This is a genomic window from Acidithrix sp. C25 (assembly GCF_904848545.2).
In genome coordinates this window covers 43,252-64,826 of record NZ_CAJHCI020000003.1, presented here as the reverse complement: position 1 = coordinate 64,826, position 21,575 = coordinate 43,252, and the positions used below count along the sequence as shown (strand labels likewise).

General features: G+C 47.6%; 19 protein-coding genes and 4 pseudogenes. 10 read left to right on the top strand and 13 right to left on the bottom strand.

Features of this window, described 5'->3' with window-relative positions; genetic code table 11:
- Window positions 1–28: 28 nt before the first annotated feature.
- The 3 genes and pseudogenes from ACIDITHRIX25_RS99425 to ACIDITHRIX25_RS99415 form a co-directional block, all read right to left on the bottom strand.
- A complete protein-coding gene (locus tag ACIDITHRIX25_RS99425) occupies window positions 29–1,186 on the bottom strand; it encodes a Mu transposase domain-containing protein (protein ID WP_201731840.1) in 1,158 nt (385 codons plus the stop codon).
- Window positions 1,113–1,526: a hypothetical protein gene (locus ACIDITHRIX25_RS99420; protein ID WP_201731839.1), complete on the bottom strand. Its 414-nt coding sequence runs from the start codon at window positions 1,524–1,526 to the stop codon at window positions 1,113–1,115. Before ACIDITHRIX25_RS99420 ends, ACIDITHRIX25_RS99425 begins: the two co-directional genes overlap by 74 nt.
- Window positions 1,527–1,814: 288 nt before the next feature.
- A pseudogene (locus ACIDITHRIX25_RS99415) lies at window positions 1,815–1,984 on the bottom strand (IS1595-like element ISAxf1 family transposase); the annotation flags it as partial.
- A gap of 866 nt (window positions 1,985–2,850) precedes the next feature.
- Between ACIDITHRIX25_RS99415 and ACIDITHRIX25_RS99410 the strand changes: the two are divergent.
- From ACIDITHRIX25_RS99410 to ACIDITHRIX25_RS99400, 3 genes and pseudogenes are all read left to right on the top strand, one after another.
- On the top strand, window positions 2,851–3,237 hold the full coding sequence (locus ACIDITHRIX25_RS99410; RefSeq protein WP_201731838.1) for a hypothetical protein: 387 nt from the start codon (window positions 2,851–2,853) through the stop codon (window positions 3,235–3,237).
- 94 nt (window positions 3,238–3,331) lie between these two features.
- A pseudogene (locus ACIDITHRIX25_RS99405) lies at window positions 3,332–3,640 on the top strand (chloride channel protein); the annotation flags it as partial.
- A 310-nt stretch (window positions 3,641–3,950) separates the two neighbouring features.
- The gene (locus ACIDITHRIX25_RS99400) at window positions 3,951–4,289 is read left to right on the top strand and encodes a chloride channel protein (RefSeq protein WP_201732140.1); all 339 of its coding nucleotides are present in this window, start codon (window positions 3,951–3,953) and stop codon (window positions 4,287–4,289) included.
- A 354-nt stretch (window positions 4,290–4,643) separates the two neighbouring features.
- On the opposite strand, the gene ACIDITHRIX25_RS99395 is transcribed toward ACIDITHRIX25_RS99400, so the two are convergent.
- A complete protein-coding gene (locus tag ACIDITHRIX25_RS99395) occupies window positions 4,644–4,937 on the bottom strand; it encodes an EthD family reductase (RefSeq protein ID WP_052607006.1) in 294 nt (97 codons plus the stop codon).
- Between the two features lie 212 nt (window positions 4,938–5,149).
- On the opposite strand from ACIDITHRIX25_RS99395, the gene ACIDITHRIX25_RS99390 reads away from it, so the two are divergent.
- Window positions 5,150–6,307, top strand: a complete 1,158-nt coding sequence (locus ACIDITHRIX25_RS99390) for an aminotransferase class I/II-fold pyridoxal phosphate-dependent enzyme (RefSeq protein ID WP_200891327.1) — start codon at window positions 5,150–5,152, stop codon at window positions 6,305–6,307.
- A 576-nt stretch (window positions 6,308–6,883) separates the two neighbouring features.
- On the opposite strand, the gene ACIDITHRIX25_RS99385 is transcribed toward ACIDITHRIX25_RS99390, so the two are convergent.
- The 5 genes and pseudogenes from ACIDITHRIX25_RS99385 to ACIDITHRIX25_RS99365 all read right to left on the bottom strand — a co-directional run bounded on the left by ACIDITHRIX25_RS99385 (window position 6,884) and on the right by ACIDITHRIX25_RS99365 (window position 11,958).
- On the bottom strand, window positions 6,884–7,069 hold the full coding sequence (locus ACIDITHRIX25_RS99385; protein WP_201731836.1) for a hypothetical protein: 186 nt from the start codon (window positions 7,067–7,069) through the stop codon (window positions 6,884–6,886).
- Window positions 7,070–8,545: a zinc ribbon domain-containing protein gene (locus ACIDITHRIX25_RS99380; protein WP_201731835.1), complete on the bottom strand. Its 1,476-nt coding sequence runs from the start codon at window positions 8,543–8,545 to the stop codon at window positions 7,070–7,072.
- A gap of 34 nt (window positions 8,546–8,579) precedes the next feature.
- A pseudogene (locus tag ACIDITHRIX25_RS99375) lies at window positions 8,580–9,206 on the bottom strand (IS607 family transposase).
- 201 nt (window positions 9,207–9,407) lie between these two features.
- Window positions 9,408–10,436 carry an aspartate-semialdehyde dehydrogenase gene (locus ACIDITHRIX25_RS99370; RefSeq protein ID WP_052606104.1) on the bottom strand — a complete coding sequence of 343 codons (1,029 nt, stop codon included), beginning with the start codon at window positions 10,434–10,436 and terminating at the stop codon, window positions 9,408–9,410.
- 313 nt (window positions 10,437–10,749) lie between these two features.
- Window positions 10,750–11,958: an aspartate kinase gene (locus ACIDITHRIX25_RS99365; protein ID WP_052606106.1), complete on the bottom strand. Its 1,209-nt coding sequence runs from the start codon at window positions 11,956–11,958 to the stop codon at window positions 10,750–10,752.
- A 74-nt stretch (window positions 11,959–12,032) separates the two neighbouring features.
- Between ACIDITHRIX25_RS99365 and ACIDITHRIX25_RS99360 the strand changes: the two genes are divergently transcribed.
- Window positions 12,033–12,878 carry a peptidylprolyl isomerase gene (locus ACIDITHRIX25_RS99360; RefSeq protein WP_249685795.1) on the top strand — a complete coding sequence of 282 codons (846 nt, stop codon included), beginning with the start codon at window positions 12,033–12,035 and terminating at the stop codon, window positions 12,876–12,878.
- Between the two features lie 102 nt (window positions 12,879–12,980).
- Window positions 12,981–13,559 (top strand): peptidylprolyl isomerase, encoded by a 579-nt coding sequence (locus ACIDITHRIX25_RS99355; RefSeq protein WP_152626055.1) that lies wholly within the window; start codon window positions 12,981–12,983, stop codon window positions 13,557–13,559.
- A gap of 11 nt (window positions 13,560–13,570) precedes the next feature.
- Here ACIDITHRIX25_RS99355 and ACIDITHRIX25_RS99350 read toward each other — a convergent pair whose 3' ends face one another.
- Together ACIDITHRIX25_RS99350 and ACIDITHRIX25_RS99345 are read right to left on the bottom strand one after the other, a co-directional pair.
- Window positions 13,571–14,254 carry a Type 1 glutamine amidotransferase-like domain-containing protein gene (locus tag ACIDITHRIX25_RS99350; protein WP_201731834.1) on the bottom strand — a complete coding sequence of 228 codons (684 nt, stop codon included), beginning with the start codon at window positions 14,252–14,254 and terminating at the stop codon, window positions 13,571–13,573.
- A 538-nt stretch (window positions 14,255–14,792) separates the two neighbouring features.
- Window positions 14,793–15,566 (bottom strand): annotated as a pseudogene (locus ACIDITHRIX25_RS99345) (methyl-accepting chemotaxis protein).
- Window positions 15,567–15,823: 257 nt separating this feature from the next.
- On the opposite strand from ACIDITHRIX25_RS99345, the gene ACIDITHRIX25_RS99340 reads away from it, so the two are divergent.
- Window positions 15,824–16,018, top strand: coding sequence for a hypothetical protein (locus ACIDITHRIX25_RS99340; protein WP_152626057.1), 195 nt, complete (start codon window positions 15,824–15,826; stop codon window positions 16,016–16,018).
- Here ACIDITHRIX25_RS99340 and ACIDITHRIX25_RS99335 read toward each other — a convergent pair.
- On the bottom strand, window positions 16,012–16,497 hold the full coding sequence (locus ACIDITHRIX25_RS99335; protein ID WP_213333470.1) for a hypothetical protein: 486 nt from the start codon (window positions 16,495–16,497) through the stop codon (window positions 16,012–16,014). The two genes, ACIDITHRIX25_RS99340 and ACIDITHRIX25_RS99335, sit on opposite strands and share 7 nt — an antisense overlap.
- 412 nt (window positions 16,498–16,909) lie before the next feature.
- On the opposite strand from ACIDITHRIX25_RS99335, the gene ACIDITHRIX25_RS99330 reads away from it, so the two are divergent.
- From ACIDITHRIX25_RS99330 to ACIDITHRIX25_RS99320, 3 genes are all read left to right on the top strand, one after another.
- Window positions 16,910–17,761 (top strand): 3-hydroxyacyl-CoA dehydrogenase family protein, encoded by an 852-nt coding sequence (locus ACIDITHRIX25_RS99330; protein ID WP_201731833.1) that lies wholly within the window; start codon window positions 16,910–16,912, stop codon window positions 17,759–17,761.
- Window positions 17,762–18,152: 391 nt separating this feature from the next.
- On the top strand, window positions 18,153–20,138 hold the full coding sequence (locus ACIDITHRIX25_RS99325) for an ethylmalonyl-CoA mutase (RefSeq protein ID WP_052606119.1): 1,986 nt from the start codon (window positions 18,153–18,155) through the stop codon (window positions 20,136–20,138).
- 62 nt (window positions 20,139–20,200) lie between these two features.
- Window positions 20,201–20,983, top strand: a complete 783-nt coding sequence (locus tag ACIDITHRIX25_RS99320) for a GGDEF domain-containing protein (RefSeq protein WP_152626058.1) — start codon at window positions 20,201–20,203, stop codon at window positions 20,981–20,983.
- 355 nt (window positions 20,984–21,338) lie between these two features.
- Here ACIDITHRIX25_RS99320 and ACIDITHRIX25_RS99315 read toward each other — a convergent pair whose 3' ends face one another.
- Entirely contained in the window at window positions 21,339–21,536 is a 198-nt protein-coding gene (locus tag ACIDITHRIX25_RS99315; RefSeq protein WP_052606123.1) for a hypothetical protein, read from the bottom strand.
- Window positions 21,537–21,575: the final 39 nt, after the last annotated feature.

Sequence of the window (21,575 nt, the reverse complement as noted above, 5' to 3'; positions counted from 1 at the left end):
ATCTCGTCTTGGATTATATTATCGGCCATTATGACACCGCCGCAAGTTTGGACCAGGCGTCAGTAGATGCACCATAGGGACCCTGTGGTGAGCTAGATGCACCATTAGAACTCTGTGGTTTGGAACTCTGTGGTGAAGTGGCCTTAGTTCCACTACGAGCTGACCTTTTGTGAATTACCAAGAGATCAGCTATTACCGAGTGATTGAAGGCTCCAAGACGAAGTGACTCCTCAATTATTGAAGAGGAGACTTCATTATTGGCGTAGCCCACTAGATCTGCTATCGAGGTTTCAATACCGCTGGCTCCACTATTACAAGCCCTAATGAGCCATTGGCTAGCATCAGGTGTAATTGAAAGAAACTTAGCCTGAGTTTCATTGGTCGGAATCGGCATCCTCACAAGTGGGCCATTGGGATGATCTGGTTCCTTATGAGAATCGTCAATGACATAGCTGAAAGCTTCTCCTCTTGCATGGCGAGCTATTTCGTTAACATATCCACCAGCTTCTTCCTGGGCTACGATGACCACTTCTTCCCCAACGCTGCGAACATAGACTACTTCGCGACGATATTTCGCTGGTACCGAGTAACCACAGTGGTTGAACCTAACGATGGGCATCTTTGGCTCTACCTTGCGCATCACTCCATAAGCACCGAGATAAGGCACTTTAGGAAGGCTATGAAATGTCATAGCCTCAGATTGAAGTACCACTGATGGGATCTTGCCTGAGGTTGAGTGGACAACGGAGTTGATAGAAGTGGTATAGGCGGCACATGCAGCTTCAAGTTCAGCGATGTTCCTGTAGTTTTGAACGAGGTTGGTGTCTTTTGGGCAGATATCTTCTTTTGCCACCCTAACTGCAGCTTCTACTCCACCTTTTGATGCTGGATCATAGACAACGCAAGTTTGGATACTAAAGCCATACGCACTAGCGAAGGAGACCATCTTGGGGTTAATGACAGCCACCCCTGCGATATGCTTCACCGCAGCAGTCTTAGCGTTGTCGGTGAGTACATAAGCCGGAATACCCCCTATGTACCTAAAGCAGTAATCTAAGGCCATAATCACATTGGGCAGTGACTGATCCGGGATCCATTTAACGATCCTCACCTTAGAGAAAGGGAGATAGAAGTGAAAGAGTGTGGTCTTTTTCCCATCGATCACAGGACCATGAAGAAAAGTCATACTGTGCCCATTTCCCCATCTCGGCAATCCAAGGCCAAAAGATTCTTTGCGTAGATTTCCTCCAGGCGACCTTGGCTGTAGCTACAGCTCTTCTAGTGCTTCGAATTGAACCGTTATAACCTAGCGCCACCAGCCTGACATGGATCGCCTTAGCCCGGACCTTAGCCTTAGACTTGTCAACGGCTTCCTCAATTACGCCAGCGTACTTATCGGTGGCCTTAGGACGCCTCTCATATTGACCCTGTCGTATCAGTTGTCCGGCATTTCTTGCTTGAACATACTTCTTTAGGGGTATTAGGAGAACAGCCAACGAACTGCGCTGCTCCGTTATACGATCCAAAAAGATCGTAAGCCTCAATAATTTCCATGGATTCTTTGCTATCCTTCACTTTGGGCCCTTTCTTGGCATTAGGAACTGGATAAATCCATAATGCCCCAAGATAAGGGCCTTCATTCTTCTTTTTTCTCAAAAAGTGATAGCCAGACCGCCTTTGCGTGCCCACTCTCGGGTCCGGGGGACCCGAGAGTGGGCCGTCACGCTAGGCGGTCATCCTGTATGCAATTTTCGTGGCCATATTCATTCATGCCAAATGGCCATATTCATGCATTTTCAAATGGCCGTTGACAAAAGTGGAGCTCGAGATGCTGCATTTCTTGAAATGATTTGGCCTTACTAAAGTAAATTGGTCAGAGTCACACTTTGGGCATCTAAATCCCTCATAGCATAAGCAATTTGATCAAATGATCTTCACATGCTCCCTCTGAAGCGAAGCGTACCATAAAGCCTGAGATATCCACCAAGACAGCTTTATCGAACATCTGTTCTACTAAGGATTAACTCCAATCTGGTCTCGGTGAAGGCGAAACTTACGAAACTTGATAAGTATGTTTTGAATTGATCTAAAATCTCTCAAAATCGCATCCGCCGCGATCCAAACCGAGTTGGATCTAATATCTATGCCATATTGCAACTTTTCAAAATTCATGCAATCTCAAATGAAAACAGATAAACTAGCTGCCTGCCGCTCCAAAATAAAGTGCCCATGTTGGTCAAAAGCCAACTTTTCCATATAACTCTGTTTAAATCGCGATCCACTGCTTTAGTCAGTATGACCATTCCTTGATACGGTTTCTAGAAATGCTCATGTAATCAAATCATTCACTACGTCAAACCCCTAGATATAGACAACTTCATTATTTTTTATTGAAATCACTAAGGTCAATTACGCTCAATAAATGCAACCACCAGAATCGTCTATGCACTATGAATATGGATTCATCCAGTGATCGCACCCAGTAATTACAAGGGGCCATTGTTAGAGGCAATAGCAAATATACGATTCAATATTGAGCCGATATCTCGCTCGTCCTACAATTTACATCAAATTACGCCAGACGATAAGGCAAATAAAAAAAACACCCCATACCTAGTACTATAAAGTCTCAAATAAATTCCAGATGACAGAGGCCAAGGATTCCTATATGTAAATCGAATCCCTAAAACCACCCCAAAATCCTTATTTCACAATAAGCTTTACACAGCGAAAAACTCAAGGACCATTGCATTGTCAGACTTCAAAGAAAGCCCGATACCCGCTAACTCTCTTGCAAAATGGTTCAACTCTAAATCACAACTAGCCAGACAACTTATGCTTGCGGTCTAAGTGGGAGTCGTCTCGGGCTTAGGTGCAATCGTCTTCTATCAGGCTTTGAAGCTTGGTACCTTTATCTTCTTGAAAGAACTGTGGTCATACTCCATTCCCACTCCAGCTGGAGAAGGTAACAACTCAGGATCAAGCTCGTTTATCCATCCGTTTTTGATCCCCCTTATCGTTGGATTAGGCCGACTGATCTCAGGTCTCATAGTCTTTAGTTTCGCGCCCGAGGCTGAGAGCTACGGAACCGATGCAGCCATACACCACAATCCACGCTCGATAGCGGTTCGAACCGTAATCGTAAAAATCATCGCATCTGCAAAACAATTGGTAGTGGCTGCTTTGGTGGTCGAGAGGAACCAACGGCCCAGATCTCTGCTGGCTTTGGATCCCTAGTCGTAGCCTAAACCTAAATGAGGCTGATGCTCGATTGGCTGTCTCGATCGGCGTGGGCTCTGGACTTGGTGCAATCTTTTAAGCACCTCTTGGCGGAGCAATCATGGCGGCGGAGATAATCGACCGCAAAGACTTCGAATATAGCGCTATAATTCCTAGTCTTATCTCATCGTCAATCGCATATGCAATCTTTGGAACCACTACGGGCTGCCACCCAATCTTTTCCATTCCAGCATCAAATCTCGTCAATTCACCGATTTCTCTTTTATATTTCGCAATCTTCGGTGTCGTCTGTGCTTTGATAGGAATCGCGCCTACTCGAAGGTATTTTATCGTACAATTGCCCTTGCAAAGAAGCTGCCATTTTCCCGGATATTACGCCCATCTCTTGGCGGATTACTAGTGGGATCACTCGCACTTATTGCCCCGGAGGTATTGGGAACCGGATATGGATGAATCCAAAAGCTGCGCTATGTTACAGAAGCTGCGCTATGTTACAGAAGCTGCGCTATGTTACAGAAGCTGCGCTATGTTACAGAAGCTGCGCTATGTTACAGAAGCTGCGCTATGTTACAGAAGCTGCGCTATGTTACAGAAGCTGCGCTATGTTACAGAAGCTGCGCTATGTTACAGAAGCTGCGCTATGTTACAGAAGCTGCGCTATGTTACAGAAGCTGCGCTATGAAAAAGAGATATCTTCGATTCCCTTATAGATAATCGTTGCTACTCCATTTCTTAGAATCATAGCAACCTCGCTATCAATCGGAAGCGGCGGATCCGGTGGAGCCTTTGGGCCCGGAAAGGTAATTAGCACCTTTACAGGTGGTGCATTTTGGAGCCTCTTCCATCACCTGGTGCCCTCCATGGGGCTCTCTCCAACACCATGGGTAATTGTAGGAATGAGTGCCTGCTTTGGCAGCATAGCAAGAATCCCAATCGCATTGATGATAATGGTCGCCGAGTTGACTAATAGCATTTCAGCGCTCACACCTACCATACTCACCATCGGAATCGCCTCCGTCATAGTGTCGCATTTTGATGCAACCATCTAAGTGTCACAGCTTCATGACCGAAGCGAATCTATCTCAAACTCCTAAACTTTCCCAAGAAGGAGATAAGCCAGAGCTAAGCCACACCACCGCCTACCAATGCTGGGAAAAATGTCGCCCAACAACGACACCTAAAGAGATCCTCTCAGTTGCAAAGGCAAAGGTTCTCCAAGCTCAAACTGTGACCCATCAGCAACCACATCAAGCTCGGGACCCGCACCCTGGGGAGATCACGGAACGGTTGTTTAAAAAGTCCCATCAATCTAACTGGGTAACTAACTAGGTAATTTTCTTTGGTGGCTACAAAAGGGCTCGCATCGAGCGCCAATTGAAACCACCACCAAGCTTTGATCTCGCTTAGGAATAGTCGGCTATCAAAGTTGTCAGTTTCACGCCAAACTTCTTTTGAAGGCGATCTGAATCTTCACTAAGCTTTTGTCCCGATGCAGAACCCATGATCGCACCTAGAGACTCCATCGACTCAAAGGTCAGCTCTGCAATTCTGTATCCCTCGCCGAGTAAGACCTTGGCTCCGACAGCTGAAACTAGCCCCTCCATCGAGGTGGCAATCGGTAGGTGATTCGACAGATAATCCTCCTCAAAACCATCGACATCGAAAGGTTTTGACCAGATTGCAATCAACTTAACCATAGATATTCTCTCTCCTAATCCTGATAATCCAAAACTCATCGAAGTGGTCTATAGATATTGGCCAATTTGAAATTTACCACATTACCATCGAGGTCGGCTGGCTAAAATCCTCCTGCGAAGACCGCGTCGACACTTTGAGCGTTACAGAACCATTTCGTTCTATATTTAGGCAACGCTAGCAAGGCGCAACGAATAAGATTCATGGAATGTCAATGCGACTTCCATATTTGAACTCTCGCCTTCAGGGCTTTGGAACCACCATCTTTGCGACCATGTCAAACCTAGCGATTGAGACTAACTCAATCAACCTCGGCCAGGGCTTTCCAGATACAGATGGCCCCCATGAAATAGCAAAAGCTGCCATTGACGCCATAAACCAGGGGCATAACCAATACCCTCCTGGCATTGGAATCGCCGATTTACGCGCTGGGGTAGCTCTGCATCAAAAGCTTTACTACTCTATTGACCTTGATCCAAACGATCAAGTTTTGATTACCGCAGGTGCCACCGAAGCGATAGCAGCTACTTTTTTGGCCCTGTGTGAGGTGGGAGATGAGGTCATCGTCTTTGACCCTTCCTACGACTCTTACTCGGCCACAATCGCTATGGCCGGTGCTCGAGTCGTTCCAGTTACCCTCTCTGGGCCAAATTGGAGCTTCAACCCCGAAGAACTCCGTAATGCCATAACAGCAAAAACTCGTGCAATCTTAATCAATTCGCCTCACAATCCAACAGGCAAAGTCTTTTCTCGTGAGGAATTAAGTCAGATTGCCCGGGTTGTAATAGAACACGACATTGTGGCGATCACAGACGAAGTCTACGAACACATAATCTTCAGGGGAGCCCACTATCCACTTTCAACCTTTGATGGAATGGCTCAACGCACCCTCACAATCTCCTCCGGAGCCAAGACCTTTTCATTTACCGGGTGGAAGATAGGATGGATTACCGGACCTAGCGAACTCGTTGGGGCAGTCCGAACAGCAAAACAGTTTCTAACTTACGTAAATGGCGCGCCATTTCAGGTAGCAATCGCATTCGCCCTTTCAAAAGGGCGTTATTTCGCTGATATGATCGCGCCACAATTGGCTCCATCTCGAGAGATTCTCATCGACGGTCTCCGAGATTTCGGTCTAGATCCGATCAAATCGGACGGAACCTACTTTGTCACCACAGATATCTCACCAAAGACAGATCTAAATGCACTCGATTACTGCATGGAACTAGCCCACAAAGCACAGGTGGTCGCTATTCCATCGTCCACCTTCTACGCCAGACCAAGTGATGGATCAAAGCTCCTGAGGTGGACCTTCAGCAAGAGGCCACAGATTATCTCTGAAGCCATGGAGCGCCTGAAGGTGATCAAGTAAGAGAGCTTTCTCAGTTCGCCCAGGTTCATATATTGAGATGCTCTCTAAGGATAAAGAAGATGACCCCGACCTAACCAGTCCGAGTGGGGATTAGCTCTCTCGCAATTTGATTTGAGGCAAAGATCAGCCCAAACAATCACAAATAGAATAGAGTTATTTATCCTATTTGGCAACTAGCCCTCACCGATAAAGGCCAATAAAATAAAGGCCAATAAAACAGAGGTCTTTTGGAGTCAACATCCAGAGGTTTCTTAGCCCTTTTACTCTCATTTGAGCCGCTTCATCGTCATTTGCCTTGGATCTAAGAGGCCAAAATATAAAGTCTCTTTCTTGGGAGTGAGATCCTTCGTCTCTCTAGGGCGAGCCAATAACAGCATTTTTGTCTTCATTTATCTAGGTCCGGAAAAATCAAGAAGAAAGTTAGTTATGGAAATAGTCATTACCCTCAAATGAGTTTACCTGAGTTTGTTCGAAGGCCACGAGAGGGGCTCTGACAAACTCACACCGACAAGCTAAATTAGAAGCTAGAGAGGCTTATCGAGTCTCTCTTCAACCCGCTCCGAAATACATATACATTCATATGCACCTCTTTTGTTTTCGCTCTCCAGACGCCTTTGCGTGTTCTGCCCCATCCACGGGGACAGAACTAGGGCGAGTCGGTGGTTGCACACCTCCCACGTCCAACTCGCGTTGTCGTGGTATCCTTGGAGTCCTGCCGTGAGCGCTATCCTTGGCATCTTCGAGGATGTTCCGGCTTTCCATTTAGCGTAGGAACCTCGCGTCAAGAATCTTTCTCACTTCCGTGTAGGGAGTGAACCGGTCGATCTGGTGATCTTGGATCCTTGATTTGATGTTCATGGAGGCTACGTGATCTGCATCGCCCTGCCAATTGCAATCCCAATAGGGGTTACGACAGTGAAACACATCCCCGCTTCGGTTGTCGAAAGAGACATACCCACACGTTGGATTAGGAGATGTTTGGCTGGTGTAGGCCGCGTTGACCGTTTTAATGCCGGAGGTTCCGACATGCGCATGTACCATAATGCGTTCTTGGTTCTCGTCCCTTGCCCACGATGAGCAGAGTCGAGATATCTTCTTAGACTTAGCCTTACCCCCTAGGTGAGACAGATCTTCGGTGATGATTTCTTTTGGCCGTTGTGATGGATGTTGGGGAGCTCGTCCATTAGCTCTGGTGCGATTGCCCTCTCCGTAGACCACTTCTTTGATTGCAGCGCCCGAAATTGTCTGTAGTTGTGCCTTTGCACGCCTGAGTCGAGCTTTTTGTTTCTTGGTCCCTAGGTTATTTCGTGAGATGTGCTTGGTTCTTCTGGAGCCAGCATCTCTCTTTGATAGAGCGTGAAGTTTGTTCCTTGCCTTGCCGGTCTTATGCCTGCGCTCAGTCATGGAACTAAGCGCTCGGCCATACTCGTCGCCATGATGAACTCCCGAGTCATCAGTGCAGACCTCGGTGATTCCCCAGTCGAGCGATACGGCGGGGCCGGTGGCCTTGGCTAGAGCTGCAACGTCGTAGCTAACGTGAATGAAGGCCCGCTTGTTCTCTTCATCAAGTACGACCCTGACATTCCCCGACACACGAGAAATGCCAGACAGGGGTAGCGAGATGCGTTTGTTGCGAGTTGAGCTGACAACTTTGACATAGCGTCTGGTCTTGCCTTTAGCTGTGTCGTTGTCGACCACTGAATACAAGGTAGAGTCCAAAGACATAGAGTGAGACTTGATAACGGTTGGCCAGCTACCATCGAGTGCATCTCGAATGACGCGATGTAAGTACGAGGCTATCTTTGCACCCGTTTCGGGGGAGGTAGTCACAGTGGAGATCTCTGGCACGCCGCCACCCATGATTTGGCCAATAGCCGAGTATCTCGTTAGACAAGCATAGGCATAATGCCTCTCATCTTCGTCTGTGAAGCGTCTCCACACCCTTGCCTTGACGTTAGTTCTTACAAAGCAGGACTCGATGTGGCGAATACAGGTATCCACGGCGTCAAAGGCAGCTTGGTCTACCAAATGGACGTTGATGCCCTCTGGGTATAAGCCCTGTGCCTTTGCATAGTCACGAAAGCTTTTGCTTCTATCAAGCAGCCTCCATAGGCTAGTCTGGCGCAGATGAGCTACGAAGACGCGCTTTGCGTCGCTATAGTGCCCAATCACAGAGCGCGTCTCGTCATACTTGTTCTTGTTCAGTGGCAACGTGGCTAGACGTACCGTGCGCTTCATAATGCTAACCATAGAGTGAGGCTCGGAGATCGGATCATGGAGTTACCTCTTTGGCCACCTCTTGAAGCCGTTCCATAACCTTTTTGTTTTTATGGTTATGCGATCCATATAGCCAGCCCGAGAAGACGGTTACGATTTCGATGACATCGTTTGTCAGATCTTCTTCAAAGGTTGAATCCTCGCTAGCGTTGATAATGATTACTTCGACTCCAAAATGCTCACAAAGAGACAAAACAAGCTCTGACCCAAAACGAAGCAGTCTATCCTTGTGACTGAGCACCAGCCGATCTACCTCGCCGGAGCAAATCCAAGAGATAAGCACTTTTAGTCCACGCTTATGGTAGTTGAGTCCTGACCCTACATCGGAGATGATCTCATAGCTCCACCCGTTTGCGGCGCAATAGCTCTCTAGGAGAGCCACCTGGCGAACCAAGTCGTCTTTTTGAGCGTTGGTTGACACGCGGGCATAGGCGATGGTAGCTCTGGTGGATGGAGCTTTATGAGGAGTAATAGCACGAAGCTTAGATAGGTCATAACGCCTTCTGCCTCCTTGTGTGCGTATAGGAGGATCGATACGTCCTTCTGCTTGTCATCTCCGTAGCGTCATGGGGTGTACCCCAAGCTCCTGTGCTGGCACCCCAATAGGCACTAACCTCGTCATATAGGCGTTATAGTAAACTTCGTTCAAGAGTGCTCAGCTGGAGAGTAGCAGTAGCGAGCCCCAAAAGTGCCAATCGAAGATTGGCGCACAATAGGGGCCAAGCCCACCTCTAAAGCGCTATGGAAGTTCTCCCTGTCATTAATCTCGGAAAAACTCCGCGAAAACAAACAAGTAAGGCAAATGAACACAAAGCCCCTATCTCTAGACCAACCCACGCTCAATAAGGGCCTCTGCAATTTGAATCGTATTGAGGGCAGCCCCCTTGCGAAGATTATCGCCCGAGATAAAAAGTGCCAAACCGTTTTGCACACTTGAGTCTCTTCGGATTCGACCCACAATACTAGGATCAATCCCCGCGGCCTTGAGGGGAGTCGGGACGTTGTCCAAGACAACACCCTGAGCCTCCGAAAGGACCTTACGCACTTGATCGATTTCAAAGGCAGAATTTAGCTCCAAATTTAATGAGATAGAATGACCCGTAAAGACCGGCACTCGAACACACGTAGCGGCCACTGCGAGATCTGGCAGTCGAAGAATCTTACGGCTTTCGTCTCGGAACTTGTGCTCCTCGTTTGTCTCGTCATCGACCAGAGATCCCGCAAGCGGAATCACATTAGCGGCTATCGGTTCAACAAACTTATTTTTCAATTCACCAAAATCAATCGCGTCACCATCGAAGGTCAACTCCGAAAGCCGATCGCCTCCAGCTTTGAGTTGATCTTTCAGTTCGCTAACCCCAGCGATACCCGCACCAGAAACGGCTTGGTAAGTCGATGCCACTACTCGCTTTAATCCCCAATGGGTGGATATAACAGAAAGAGCACTCATGCAGACCATCGTTGTACAATTTGGATTAGCAACAATTCCGAGAGGTATCGAGTAAAGTTCGTCTCCATTGACCTCAGGTACGACAAGAGGCACAGAAGGATTCATTCTCCAAGCAGAAGAGTTGTCGATTACGATTCCTCCGGCTTGTGCAACCTTTGGCGCCAATTCAACTGAAGCGCTAGCCCCATTTGAAAATAGCGCCACGTCAATCCCTCGAAAATCGCCATCGGATGAATCTTCTACAACAACGGTTTTGTCTCCAAATTGCAGCTGCTTTCCCGCAGATCGAGAGGATGCAAAGAAACGAACATCTCCTACGTCTAAGCCTCGTTCAAGAAGCAGTCGACGCATCACAACGCCAACCTGACCTGTAGCTCCAAAGATCGCCAAATTCATAGCCATAGAGCCTAATATCACAAACTAAGAGTCGGAACCACACTTTGTGGACAATGAAAATGAGTTGCTAGGCCAATGAGCGCGATATCACGTACAAACCCCCGCAAAGATCAACTATCCATCCAACTACCCAAAGAGGCTTAATGAGGATTTCCAACACCCCTGCGACAGTGATTTTATTGTTTGGGCCAGATCAGCTCTCACTATCAGCTGTCTGAATCAGAGCTCTCGATCTAAATTAGCGGCTCATGAAAAATCGGCAATTAGGACCGATCTGCCATTCCTCTAATTGCTCGAAAGCTCCTCATATTCGACCACCCTAAAGCTCAAATGCATCGTGCAGGGCGCGTACGGCATCCTCAACCGCCTCTTGTCTAACGACACAAGAGATCCTGATGGGAGAGGTAGATATCATCTCGATATTAATGCCATGGAGGGCAAGTGTCTCAAACATTGTGGCGGTTATACCTGGGTGCGACTTCATACCCGCGCCAATCAAGGAGACCCGTCCAATTCCAGAGTCAGCATATGATTCACCGGCCCCAATATCTAGGGCTATCGACCTCGTTATCTCCAAACTAGAAGCCATATCGCTCTGAGGTACCGTAAAGGAGATATCGGTGGCACCTTCGTGAGAGGTGTTCTGGACGATCATATCTACGTTAATATTTCGATTCGCAATTTCGCGAAAAACCCTTGCTGCGATCCCTGGCTTATCCGGAACCCCCGTAATGGTAACCTTGACCTCTGTTATGTCATGACTTATCGCAGATACAACTGCCTGTTCCATAGTCTCGTCCTCCTCTTGAACTATAGTCCCCGGTTCCCAGGTAAAACTAGATCTCACATGGAGCGGGACGTGGAAATTCCTAGCAAATTCAACCGATCTTAGCGCCAAAACCCGGCCACCTGATGCTGCGATCTCAAGCATCTCCTCAAAGGAGATCTTCGAAATCTTATGGGCATTTGGAACCACTCTAGGGTCAGCAGTAAAGACGCCCGAGACGTCAGTATAGATTTCACACCGATCAGCACCTAGAGCAGCTGCTAGGGCCACTGCAGTCGTATCAGAACCACCTCGACCGAGCGTAGTCACATCCTTTTCAGTCGACACACCTTGAAAGCCAGCCACGACAGGCACTTTACCTTCGCTTAGGGCTTCAAAGAGGCGATCGGGGCGGATCTCTAGGATCTTTGCCTTGGTGTGATCTGTGTCGGTAATAATTCCCGCTTGCGATCCAGTAAATGAAACCGAAGGAACTCCTTGATCAGCCAAAGCCATACACATAAGGGCCATTGAGATGCGCTCACCCGCCGTGAGTAGCATATCCAATTCCCTACCCGGATGAGTCTTAGAGACTTCCTTCGAAAGCCGAATCAGGTCGTCCGTCGTCTTTCCCATCGCAGAAACTACCACGACAACCTGATCACCCTTACGTCTGGTTCTCGCCACATAATCGCTCACTGCTCTGATGCGATCTGCGTCGCCGACCGACGTTCCACCAAATTTCTGTATTATCAACGCCACGGGATATAAAACTAATTGACTTATCTGTAAAAATACGACGATTCCGAGCTCCGATTGTTTGGGAATTGCTCAAAGTGCGACTAGCTTTTTTCTACGTGCCAAGTGCTAAACGAGAACGTATAAGGGCTAACCAAGCCAAAAAGAGAGCTGAGCAGGTAGCTGTGGCTAAGAAAAAGACTAGAAATAAAAAGGTAATCTACGGATCGATCCTTGTGGTATTGGCCATTGTGGCCGTCTATCTCGTCTCAAGACCTTCGGGTTCAAAGACGACGAAGTCGGCAACTTCGGCAACGACCTCTACTAACCCGACGCCTACTACGACGGCTGCTCCAACTACGACGGCAGCCACTACCACTACGGCTGCTCCAACGCCACTTGCGTGCCCACCAGTTGGTGGCTCAGCTACAAGGATCATAAAGTTTCCGGCAGCCCCGCCAATGTGCATCAATCCTGCCGCAACCTATACGGCCACGGTAAAGACTGATGTCGGCTCCTTTGTGATCAGCTTGGATGCTAAGACCGATCCAATAACAGTCAACAACTTCGTCTACCTTGCCCGGTACCACTATTTTGATGGAATTATTTTTCATCGAGTTATTCCAGGCTTTGTAGTTCAGGGCGGAGACCCTACCGGAACTGGAACTGGCGGACCGGGTTATCAGTTCGCTGACGAATTGCCACCTGGCCAAAGCTATAAGATCGGAACTGTAGCAATGGCTAACTCTGGACCAAATACAAATGGAAGTCAATTCTTTATTGTGGTTGGAGCCCAAGGAACGACTCTTCCATACCAATATTCAATCTTCGGCCAAGTAACCTCAGGAATGTCGACGGTAAATGCGATTGCAGCAGATGGGACGGCTTCTGGTACGCCAAAAGTAGTACATAAAATGCTTTCCGTAACAATTACCGGACCGTAGTCCACACATTTGCTAATAACTTGGAGTGAGTTGCAAAAATACAACATAGATTCAAGTTATTGGCAAATGGTCACTTAACCGAGAAGGTGGTCCCGATACTAAATGTTTGGACTAGGAAAAAAGAGGCTTCAAATGGACTGTCCCAACCCCGATGGATCGAGCCCAAAGATCCAACAATTCACATCGGCTCCGCCCGAATGTATTGATGTAAACAAGCGCTATAGCGCTACCTTTACTACAAATAAGGGCGAATTCGTCGTAGCATTAGATCCGATCAAAGCTCCAAAGACGGTAAATAATTTCGTCTTTCTAGCCAGATATCACTACTACGACGAAGTGATCTTCCACCGTATCATTCCTGGATTTGTCATCCAAGGTGGAGACCCCACCGGAACAGGTTCTGGCGGGCCCGGTTATCGATTTGAAGATGAGCTGCCTAAGGCGAACCAGTATCAAATCGGTTCCTTAGCAATGGCTAATGCTGGCCCCAATACAAACGGAAGTCAATTCTTCGTCATTACCGGCGAATCGGGCGTCTCACTTCCACCCCTCTACACCCTCTTTGGTCAGGTCATAAAGGGAATGGAAGTAGTTCTTTCAATAGAGGCCGTGGGAACCGGTTCTGGCAAGCCCAAAGAGCGCATAGTCATTGAAAGCGTTGTAATAGCAGAAGCCGAATAACCACTAAGGGATCAAGGGATCTCGATGTGATATTCAAGGTCGCCGAGGCTAATTTCCTTACCGAAATAGTACGCCTCGGCACTGCCCTTTCCAAGGACTTCCCATTCACCATTTGACCATCTAATGAGCGCGGTTTGCTCGTCGACTCCAACTGTGACAAAATCCGAACCCTCCAAAAGATGAGTTCTCTTGCGCCTCTCTTGAGACCATTCGGAGTAGTGAGGACTAAAGGCAAACTTCTTCACCAAACCCAATCCAAGGGTAAACGCACCGCCTCTTGGATCCACCATAGGATCCGTAAGAACCATACCTCCAGCGCTTGAACCGATCAACGTAGCGCCATTTTGCCAAGCATCACGAAGTGCCCCAAAGCAAAGAGACTCCTTGAGAACACTTCTCAGATGCAGAGGAGACCCGCCGCTCAAATAGATAAACTTGGCTTGCGCTATGGTCTGGGCGTTGCGACGATCATTGGCGTCATCATGGCTCAGGACCATCAATCCTTTTGTGGTAACACCAAAATCGTCAAAATAATTTGTGGCATTTTGAATAACCCGCATTGGATATTCATAAGCAGCAGCCGTAGGAAGTACTAGAACTTCGCTAGCACCAGAGACTTCAAGTAGCCTCTGATCAAACGTGCAATCCTTCCCCCACTCATTGCCTCCAACAAAGCCAAGTACCCCATAAGTCATTTTTTTATAATGTCCCATCCCTTATTCGAAAGATCTTGTCTCCGAAAGATCTTGATGGCCACCGAATTGGACCACCAAACTAACTTTAGATCCTATGGCACTATCCATGCAGATTCGCCGCGGCGTTATGACAAGGAGAAAGATAGGATTAAAAACGACATACTTGAAGAGGGGAGCTTGCTGGAAAATCCACTTTCAAACCAGGCTCAGCGACTGAAACGGCACCTTAACTCCAACTAATTCGATACAGAAACTAGTTGAGTATTCCCAATGGCTATCTTCATAACGATGAGGAAGATTTTCCCATGCCGCCAAAAGTCAAGATCCTCAATTAGAATCCGAACGCGTTCTTCGGCTTCCCGCCATCTTCTGCCAAGGCAAATCGATTGGCCTTACGCTAGGTATTACATGACGAGAAACCCTGTCTAGATGTAAGGTCTCCTCCCAATAGGAGACCTTACATCGATCAACCACATCGCCAATGCATAGCGATACCAAAGTAACACCGACTTGAGGGAATTAGCGGCACCCGATTCCCCTATCTCTTTGAGCTACGACTGCCAGAAAAATTTGCGGTAGATCGTCCTGCCCGAGAGGGACCCTGGCCGAATCGATCACGCTTAGGTCCTTTTTGAGCTCTGAGTGCTGAATGATTTCCAACAGTGGAACTCTGAGACGGAGCAGTCGAGCTACCTCCAAAGCGTCCTATTAGTGATGTAAGTTCCTGGGCCAACTTCTTTGAAAAGGCGTCGGCGGTACTGGCAGCGTTGATCGAAGCTGTATTTGTCGCAGCAGCCGCCTCTCCATCGAAAGGAATTGCAGTTGCAATTGCGTGTGATTCCGTGGAACTCACCTGAGTGACCCGAACGATCTCCGCAGTGGTCGCGTATTGCTCCTCAACAGCAGACGAAATAGAACTCCGAAAATCACTAATCATATCGATAACACCGCGAATCTCACTAATCACATTGATAGTATCTGCCATATCGTGTTGAATCGCCGCAATTTTAGAGGCTATATCTTCCGTTGCCCTTGCAGTCCCACTCGCCAACTCTTTGACCTCGCTTGCGACTACCGCAAATCCTCGACCTGCGTCACCGGCTCGAGCTGCCTCGATCTACGCATTGAGCGCAAGCAGGTTAGTCTGTTCAGCTATTGAGGTAATCGCCTCGATAACGCCTTTAATCTCGTTGGCAGATTCAGACAAGACGTCAACAGTCCCCGATCTCTTAGCGGCTAGTTCTACCGCGCGAGTTGCTACCGATGTGGCCTTTGTGGCATTCTCGGAGATCTCTGCTATCGCTAAGCGCATATCATATGTAGCATTGGCGACCGCCTCAATATGGTGAGTAACCGAATCCGCCTCCCACGCTACGTCTTCAACACGACTGGTGGTGTCTTGAGAAGTCGCAAGGATCTGCGAAGATCTCTCTCCAATTAACTTAGAGTCTGAGTTCAATACCTCCATCGTTACTATAAAACCTCTGATAGCGGCCATAATAAAGATGAAAATATTTAGCTAATTCCCCAAACTCATCTGGACGCATTTCATCCAAATCGTCGTTAGCCATGCTTGCGTCATTCAAGGCCGCTAGAGCCGCTATCGCCTTGCTCAGCGACCTCAACACTGTCGTCTTAAAGGCGAATCCTAGGCCTGTCAATAGCCCTAACCCCAGCAGCGAATCCAAGATAGCAATCAATATCAACTGGGACGATTTAGAGACGACAGAGTTCAACTTCGCCGCCGAAAGAGCCTTCTACTGAGAACTAGCAAGGGGAAGAACAGAGGTAAGGTCGTTTGACTGTTTGGCGTTTCCGTTGATCTGAAGGTTGTAAGCTAAAGTCGAATTGCCCACAGAGGCTGCGCTAAAGACACCTGAACTATTCTTGGCATATCCAGAGATATCATTCTGAATCCGATTGAGAGTCGAGACCAAAGGAGTTCCGTTAGCTAACTTTAAAGCTCTCTGAAGACTTGAATCGATCGCTGCTAAATTCCCATTTGCCGCTACTTTGAATCCTTGAGAATTTACCTTATCTCGTTTTGCCACGTAGTAGACGAAGTTATTCAAATCATCGTCCATCTTCCAATATTGTGAGTCAATAGTGGTCAATGTTCTACCAATGGCTGCATCATTGGACTTATAACTCGTCGCTAAGCTAGAGGCGCTGGAGGCAGCAGAGTAAACCAACAACCCCGACCCCAAGAGTTGCATGCCGCCAACTATCACCAATCCTGTCATCGTTCGCTTCATAAGTGGCATGGTTGATCTCGCATACCCTAGTTAATAGATCACGGCATAAACCCTTTGGGATCCACGCGAGCTACCTTGAAAGTCGGCAATTCTAGGTATATCTTTAGCAAACTATGGCTATTTTCGAATCTATATTTAAAAACAATTCGAAATAAAATCAAAATAGGAAAATATATACTCCTATTAAATTCATTCGCTAACAAGAACCAAAATAAGATACTGTCGAACCATAATCTCAGCTATAAAAAAGCCAGCACGACACAATAGAGCTAGATTTATAAGCCTTATCTCTAATTAAAACTACAATCCATTCGGAACCAAACTATCTTCCCAATGTCAACGGCGCAGAAACCACTACTTTGATATTGGCGAATCTGAAATTTAGCGCTACATTATTTGAATGGAAATTCGTCACATTGGAGTATTGGGCTCTGGAATCATGGGCTCTGGGATTGCAGAATGTGCCGCAGAGGCTGGATTTGAGGTAACGCTGCGCTCTCGCAAGCAAGATACTGCCGACCAAATGCGACATAACGTCGAAAAGTCGCTTCTTCGCAAGATAGAACGAGGAAAAATAAGCCAAGAAGAGGCGAAGGAGATTCTTTCAAAGATAAGGGTGACCACCAATATCGAAGCTCTTGCTCCTTGCGACCTCCTCATTGAGTCAGTGGTTGAAGATCTCACTATCAAAAAGCATCTTTTTGCAGAGCTTTCCCTAATCGTGGAGGAGACGGCTATTTTAGCCACCAACACGTCGACCCTTGCTGTAGTCGAGATCGCTGCCGCAACCAAACATCCAGAGCGAGTATGCGGGATTCACTTTTTCAATCCCGCTACCTTGATGAAGCTAGTTGAGATCGTAAAGCCAATCACTGCCTCAGATGAAACGATCGAAGCCGCACAAGCCTTCGCCCGTGCCTGTAAAAAAGATGTTGTTACGGTGAAGGACCAAGCTGGTTTCATTGTGAATGCACTGCTATTTCCATACCTAAACAATGCCATCAAACTCTATGAAAGTGCGATGGCAACCATGGAAGAGATAGATATCTCAATGAGAGGTGGCTGCGGCTTCCCGATGGGCCCCTTCGCACTCTTGGATCTGGTCGGACTTGACACTTCCTTGGCAATCCTAAACGCCTTATATGAAGAGTTCAAAGAGCCCAACTACGCTCCATCACCGCTCCTTCGACGCATGGTGGCGGCTGGATATTTGGGCCGCAAATCAAAACGAGGTTTCTTTGACTATCGCTAAAGTTGCCGGGATTAAATAAAGACCCATAGAGCGACTGCACCTCATTGCCATATGCCCCTCCCGCCAGCTAGTTATTGACGAGAGGGGCAATCCTTATAAAGGGGAGTAATTTACCAATTAGATCTAAATCACTCCTGATTTCAAACGGCGAATTACCCCTAGGCAAAGGATCTATTAAGAAGGTTCAAGATCTCGGATCTACAAACTACATAGGTTGATAATAGAACCCTATAGTTCTAGAATCTAAGATTAAAACCATCGCTAGATGGCTAAGTTCACAAAGATAAGAAAACGATTTGCTAGGCTAAATAAGATACGTAGGAACTTATCCACAAGGATAAGCCACTCTTTCAGTCGGGTTGCGCCACATCACAAGGTTGAAGTTCTAATTATGACAGAAGATAACAGTTTCCAATTTCGACTTCCAAAGCCCGACAAACCGTGGGTACTTCGAACCTACTCCGGACATTCGAGCGCCAAAGCATCTAATTTGCTATATCGAACAAATCTCACAAAAGGACAAACTGGCCTTTCGATAGCGTTTGATCTTCCAACCCAGATTGGCTTAGACCCTGATTCAAGCCAAGCAAAGGGTGAGGTTGGCAAAGTTGGTGTACCTGTCGCTCACCTTGGTCACATGTCAGAACTGTTGGATCAAATTCCTCTGGAAGATATGAACACATCGATGACGATCAATGCCACTGCGCCTTGGTTGCTCGCTCTCTACATTGCAAATGCGACCAATCACGGGGTTGCCCCCAAAGATCTAGCCGGAACAACACAAAACGACATTATAAAAGAGTACCTCTCTCGCGGTACATTTATCTTTCCGCCAGAGCATTCACGTCGGCTCATCGTCGACATGATCACCTATACCGTTCGCAACGTTCCGAGATGGAATCCCATCAACATCTGCTCCTATCATCTCCAAGAGGCTGGTGCCACAGTCGTACAAGAAATTGCCTTCTCCCTTGCAAATGCGATAGCGATACTGGATGCAGTCGCCGAGTCAAAGCAACTGACCAGCGATGAATTTCCTGCAGTGGTTGGACGAATGTCATTCTTTGTAAATTCAGGAATTCGTTTCATTGAAGAGATCGCGAAGATGCGTGCCTTTTCTAAGCTTTGGGAAGAGATCTGTCTCGATCGATATGGAGTCAGCGATCCAAAACTTAGGCGATTTCGGTACGGCGTCCAAGTAAATTCGCTCGGGCTGACAGAGCAACAGCCTGAAAACAATATGACCAGGATCGTCTTAGAGGCACTTGGAGTCACCTTATCACGCGATGCCAGAGCGCGGGCTCTCCAGCTACCCGCATGGAATGAAGCATTGGGACTCCCTCGCCCTTGGGATCAACAATGGTCTTTACGAATTCAACAGATCCTCGCCTACGAGACAGATCTACTTGATTATCCAGATATCTTTGAGGGCTCTGTGGTCGTTGAAGGATTGACCAACTCAATTGCCAAGGATGCAAAAAGGGAACTAGATGAGATCTTGGCCCTAGGTGGTGCCTTTGACGCCATCGATGAATTGAAGGGGCGCCTGGTTCAATCTCAAGCCGATCGAACTCGCAAAATCGAAGCGGGAAATCAAATCGTCGTGGGCGTCAACAAATTCAGAGAGACCGAGAAATCCCCACTCACTGCCAACGAGGAGGCCTCCCACCTAGTCGTAGATTCGGCAATAGAGGAGAAGATGAGAACAGAGATCGCGAATTGGCGGCAAAATCGCGATAACCAAGCCGTGCAACAGGCGCTCTTAGATCTCGCACAAGCAGCCAAAAGTGGCACCAACATTATGGAACCCTCTATAGCCTTAGCGATCGCCGGTGGTACAACAGGAGAATGGGCCGACACACTACGTGAGATATTTGGCGAATTTAGGGCTCCAACTGGTATCTCAAAGGTATCGGGCTCCAAAGGCGACAAGATGGCAACCCTGCGGGTGGCTGCTGCCAGCCTGCAAGGTGGGCCGCCCCGCATATTAATTGCCAAACCTGGATTGGATGGACATTCAAATGGAGCTGAACAGATAGCCGTAGCGGCCAGAGATGCGGGCTTTGAAGTTATATATCAAGGAATTCGTCTATCGCCTCTAGAAATCGCTCAAGGCGCTATCGATGAGGACGTTGACGTCGTTGGCATCTCTATCCTCTCTGGATCCCACCTAGAACTAATCCCCGAAATCATCTCACAAATGAGACACCTCGGCTCTGAGGCTTTGGTCATAGCCGGAGGAATAATCCCCGAGGTCGATCACCAATATTTACACAATGCTGGCGTGGGTGCGATATACACACCAAAGAACTTTGAGATGACGCAGATAATGGAGGATATTATGATGCTGGTCGATAAACATCGACATGGTCAATAATCTCCTTTCGATAGCAATTGATTTAATCAAGTTCCAAAAATAGCTAAAAGCTTGGAGGAAAAGTGCCGATAACTAAAAGAGTGAATAAGCTTCGTCTCCCAATAGTCTTCCTTCTGTGCGCAGTTGTAGCGGGCGTAATAGGATATTTTTACGCCCCAGTACTCCTGGTTAGCTTGCTATTGGTAGCGTTAGCTGTGGTATCGATGCTCCAGATTGGTGCAAAAATCACATCCCAGGAAGACGAGCGTCGCGAAGCACAGAAGATTATCATATCGACCAAAGACTTCGATAAGGGTGTTGAAAAATCAGAGACAAATACGCCATCAGATCTAAGCCAAACGCATCTAGGCACTGATCCCGAAACGGGTCTCTCCACCTTTCCTGTCTTCAAGGCAATTTTAGAAGCCAAGGTAGCAACTGCTCGCAGACGCCTTTGGCCAGTAACTGTAGTTCAAATTCAGCTATCCTTTATCGATCAGGTGACTCCATCAAATGAAGAGATTGCATCTTCGATCATAAGTTTCGCATCCCTGCTAAGGCTTACCCTGCGCGAAGCTGACGTCGTAGCCCGAATTGGGGACTACCGCTTTGGACTAATCCTAGAGGATACCGATGAAGAGGGATCTGCTTGGGTAGCCGAGCGAGTCCAGGTGGCCCAGATCAAAGCTGGAAGTACGATAGTGCATAAGATATCTGCTGGTGTTGCTGGATATCCAACCAACGGGGCAGCACCCCAGGAGCTCTTCGGAAGGTCGACCCTAGCTCTAGAGCACGCCTTGGCCGCATCCAATGAGCCCGGAATCGGTAAGGTAATAGTCGCGCCGACAGTTCCATATCACGCCTAGTAAAGATCGCGGGCGCCATCAAAACTGTAAATTTTGATGCCCAGTCCGACAATCTCTAGGCAACAATAGGTCAAGCCGACACATGACAATCTATTTTTAAAAGTTGAATAAGTTGGCGCGAAACTTTTCTATAGAGTTCTGGTCATGATAGGTAGGGTAAGTAACTGGCAATAGCAACTGCCCATCAAAGTACGCGCTTTATTATGACTTTATTACGATTTACTTGCCTATCACTTATCTAATTTATGCGATCCACGCAAAGGTAAAAGAAAAGTTACAAGAACCGCTCCGTTCGTTTAGCACCCCAATGCAACCAAAATCTTGCGGTCTGGGGTGCTATTGAAAATTAGAGCGGCTACCAGGGACGCGACCGCCTTGCTGGAACTGGAAGGCTCCACCACCTTCCCGAGAACCTCCACCCCACCATCGAAGAATAGCTATCTGATGCTGGAGCAGATCCCTGCCCCTGTTCGGAAGACAAGATCTGAAGATATGCGCTAACCACGACTGCCAGCGCCTCCTCATCGGTAATTGGGACTTGGGTAACCTTCAATTTAGACACTCTCTTATAATTTAGAAATCTAGAACGCTA

Bases quoted from the DNA above. Each gene is read 5' to 3' on its own strand.
- ACIDITHRIX25_RS99350 (WP_201731834.1), bottom strand. From the start codon at position 14,254: ATGACTTATGGGGTACTTGGCTTTGTTGGAGGCAATGAGTGGGGGAAG.
- ACIDITHRIX25_RS99395 (WP_052607006.1), bottom strand. From the start codon at position 4,937: ATGGTTAAGTTGATTGCAATCTGGTCAAAACCTTTCGATGTCGATGGT.
- ACIDITHRIX25_RS99335 (WP_213333470.1), bottom strand. From the start codon at position 16,497: ATGACAGGATTGGTGATAGTTGGCGGCATGCAACTCTTGGGGTCGGGG.
- ACIDITHRIX25_RS99325 (WP_052606119.1), top strand. From the start codon at position 18,153: ATGACAGAAGATAACAGTTTCCAATTTCGACTTCCAAAGCCCGACAAA.
- ACIDITHRIX25_RS99390 (WP_200891327.1), top strand. From the start codon at position 5,150: ATGCGACTTCCATATTTGAACTCTCGCCTTCAGGGCTTTGGAACCACC.
- ACIDITHRIX25_RS99330 (WP_201731833.1), top strand. From the start codon at position 16,910: ATGGAAATTCGTCACATTGGAGTATTGGGCTCTGGAATCATGGGCTCT.
- ACIDITHRIX25_RS99340 (WP_152626057.1), top strand. From the start codon at position 15,824: ATGCTTGCGTCATTCAAGGCCGCTAGAGCCGCTATCGCCTTGCTCAGC.
- ACIDITHRIX25_RS99425 (WP_201731840.1), bottom strand. From the start codon at position 1,186: ATGACTTTTCTTCATGGTCCTGTGATCGATGGGAAAAAGACCACACTC.
- ACIDITHRIX25_RS99385 (WP_201731836.1), bottom strand. From the start codon at position 7,069: ATGGAAAGCCGGAACATCCTCGAAGATGCCAAGGATAGCGCTCACGGC.
- ACIDITHRIX25_RS99370 (WP_052606104.1), bottom strand. From the start codon at position 10,436: ATGGCTATGAATTTGGCGATCTTTGGAGCTACAGGTCAGGTTGGCGTT.
- ACIDITHRIX25_RS99355 (WP_152626055.1), top strand. From the start codon at position 12,981: ATGTTTGGACTAGGAAAAAAGAGGCTTCAAATGGACTGTCCCAACCCC.
- ACIDITHRIX25_RS99380 (WP_201731835.1), bottom strand. From the start codon at position 8,545: ATGAAGCGCACGGTACGTCTAGCCACGTTGCCACTGAACAAGAACAAG.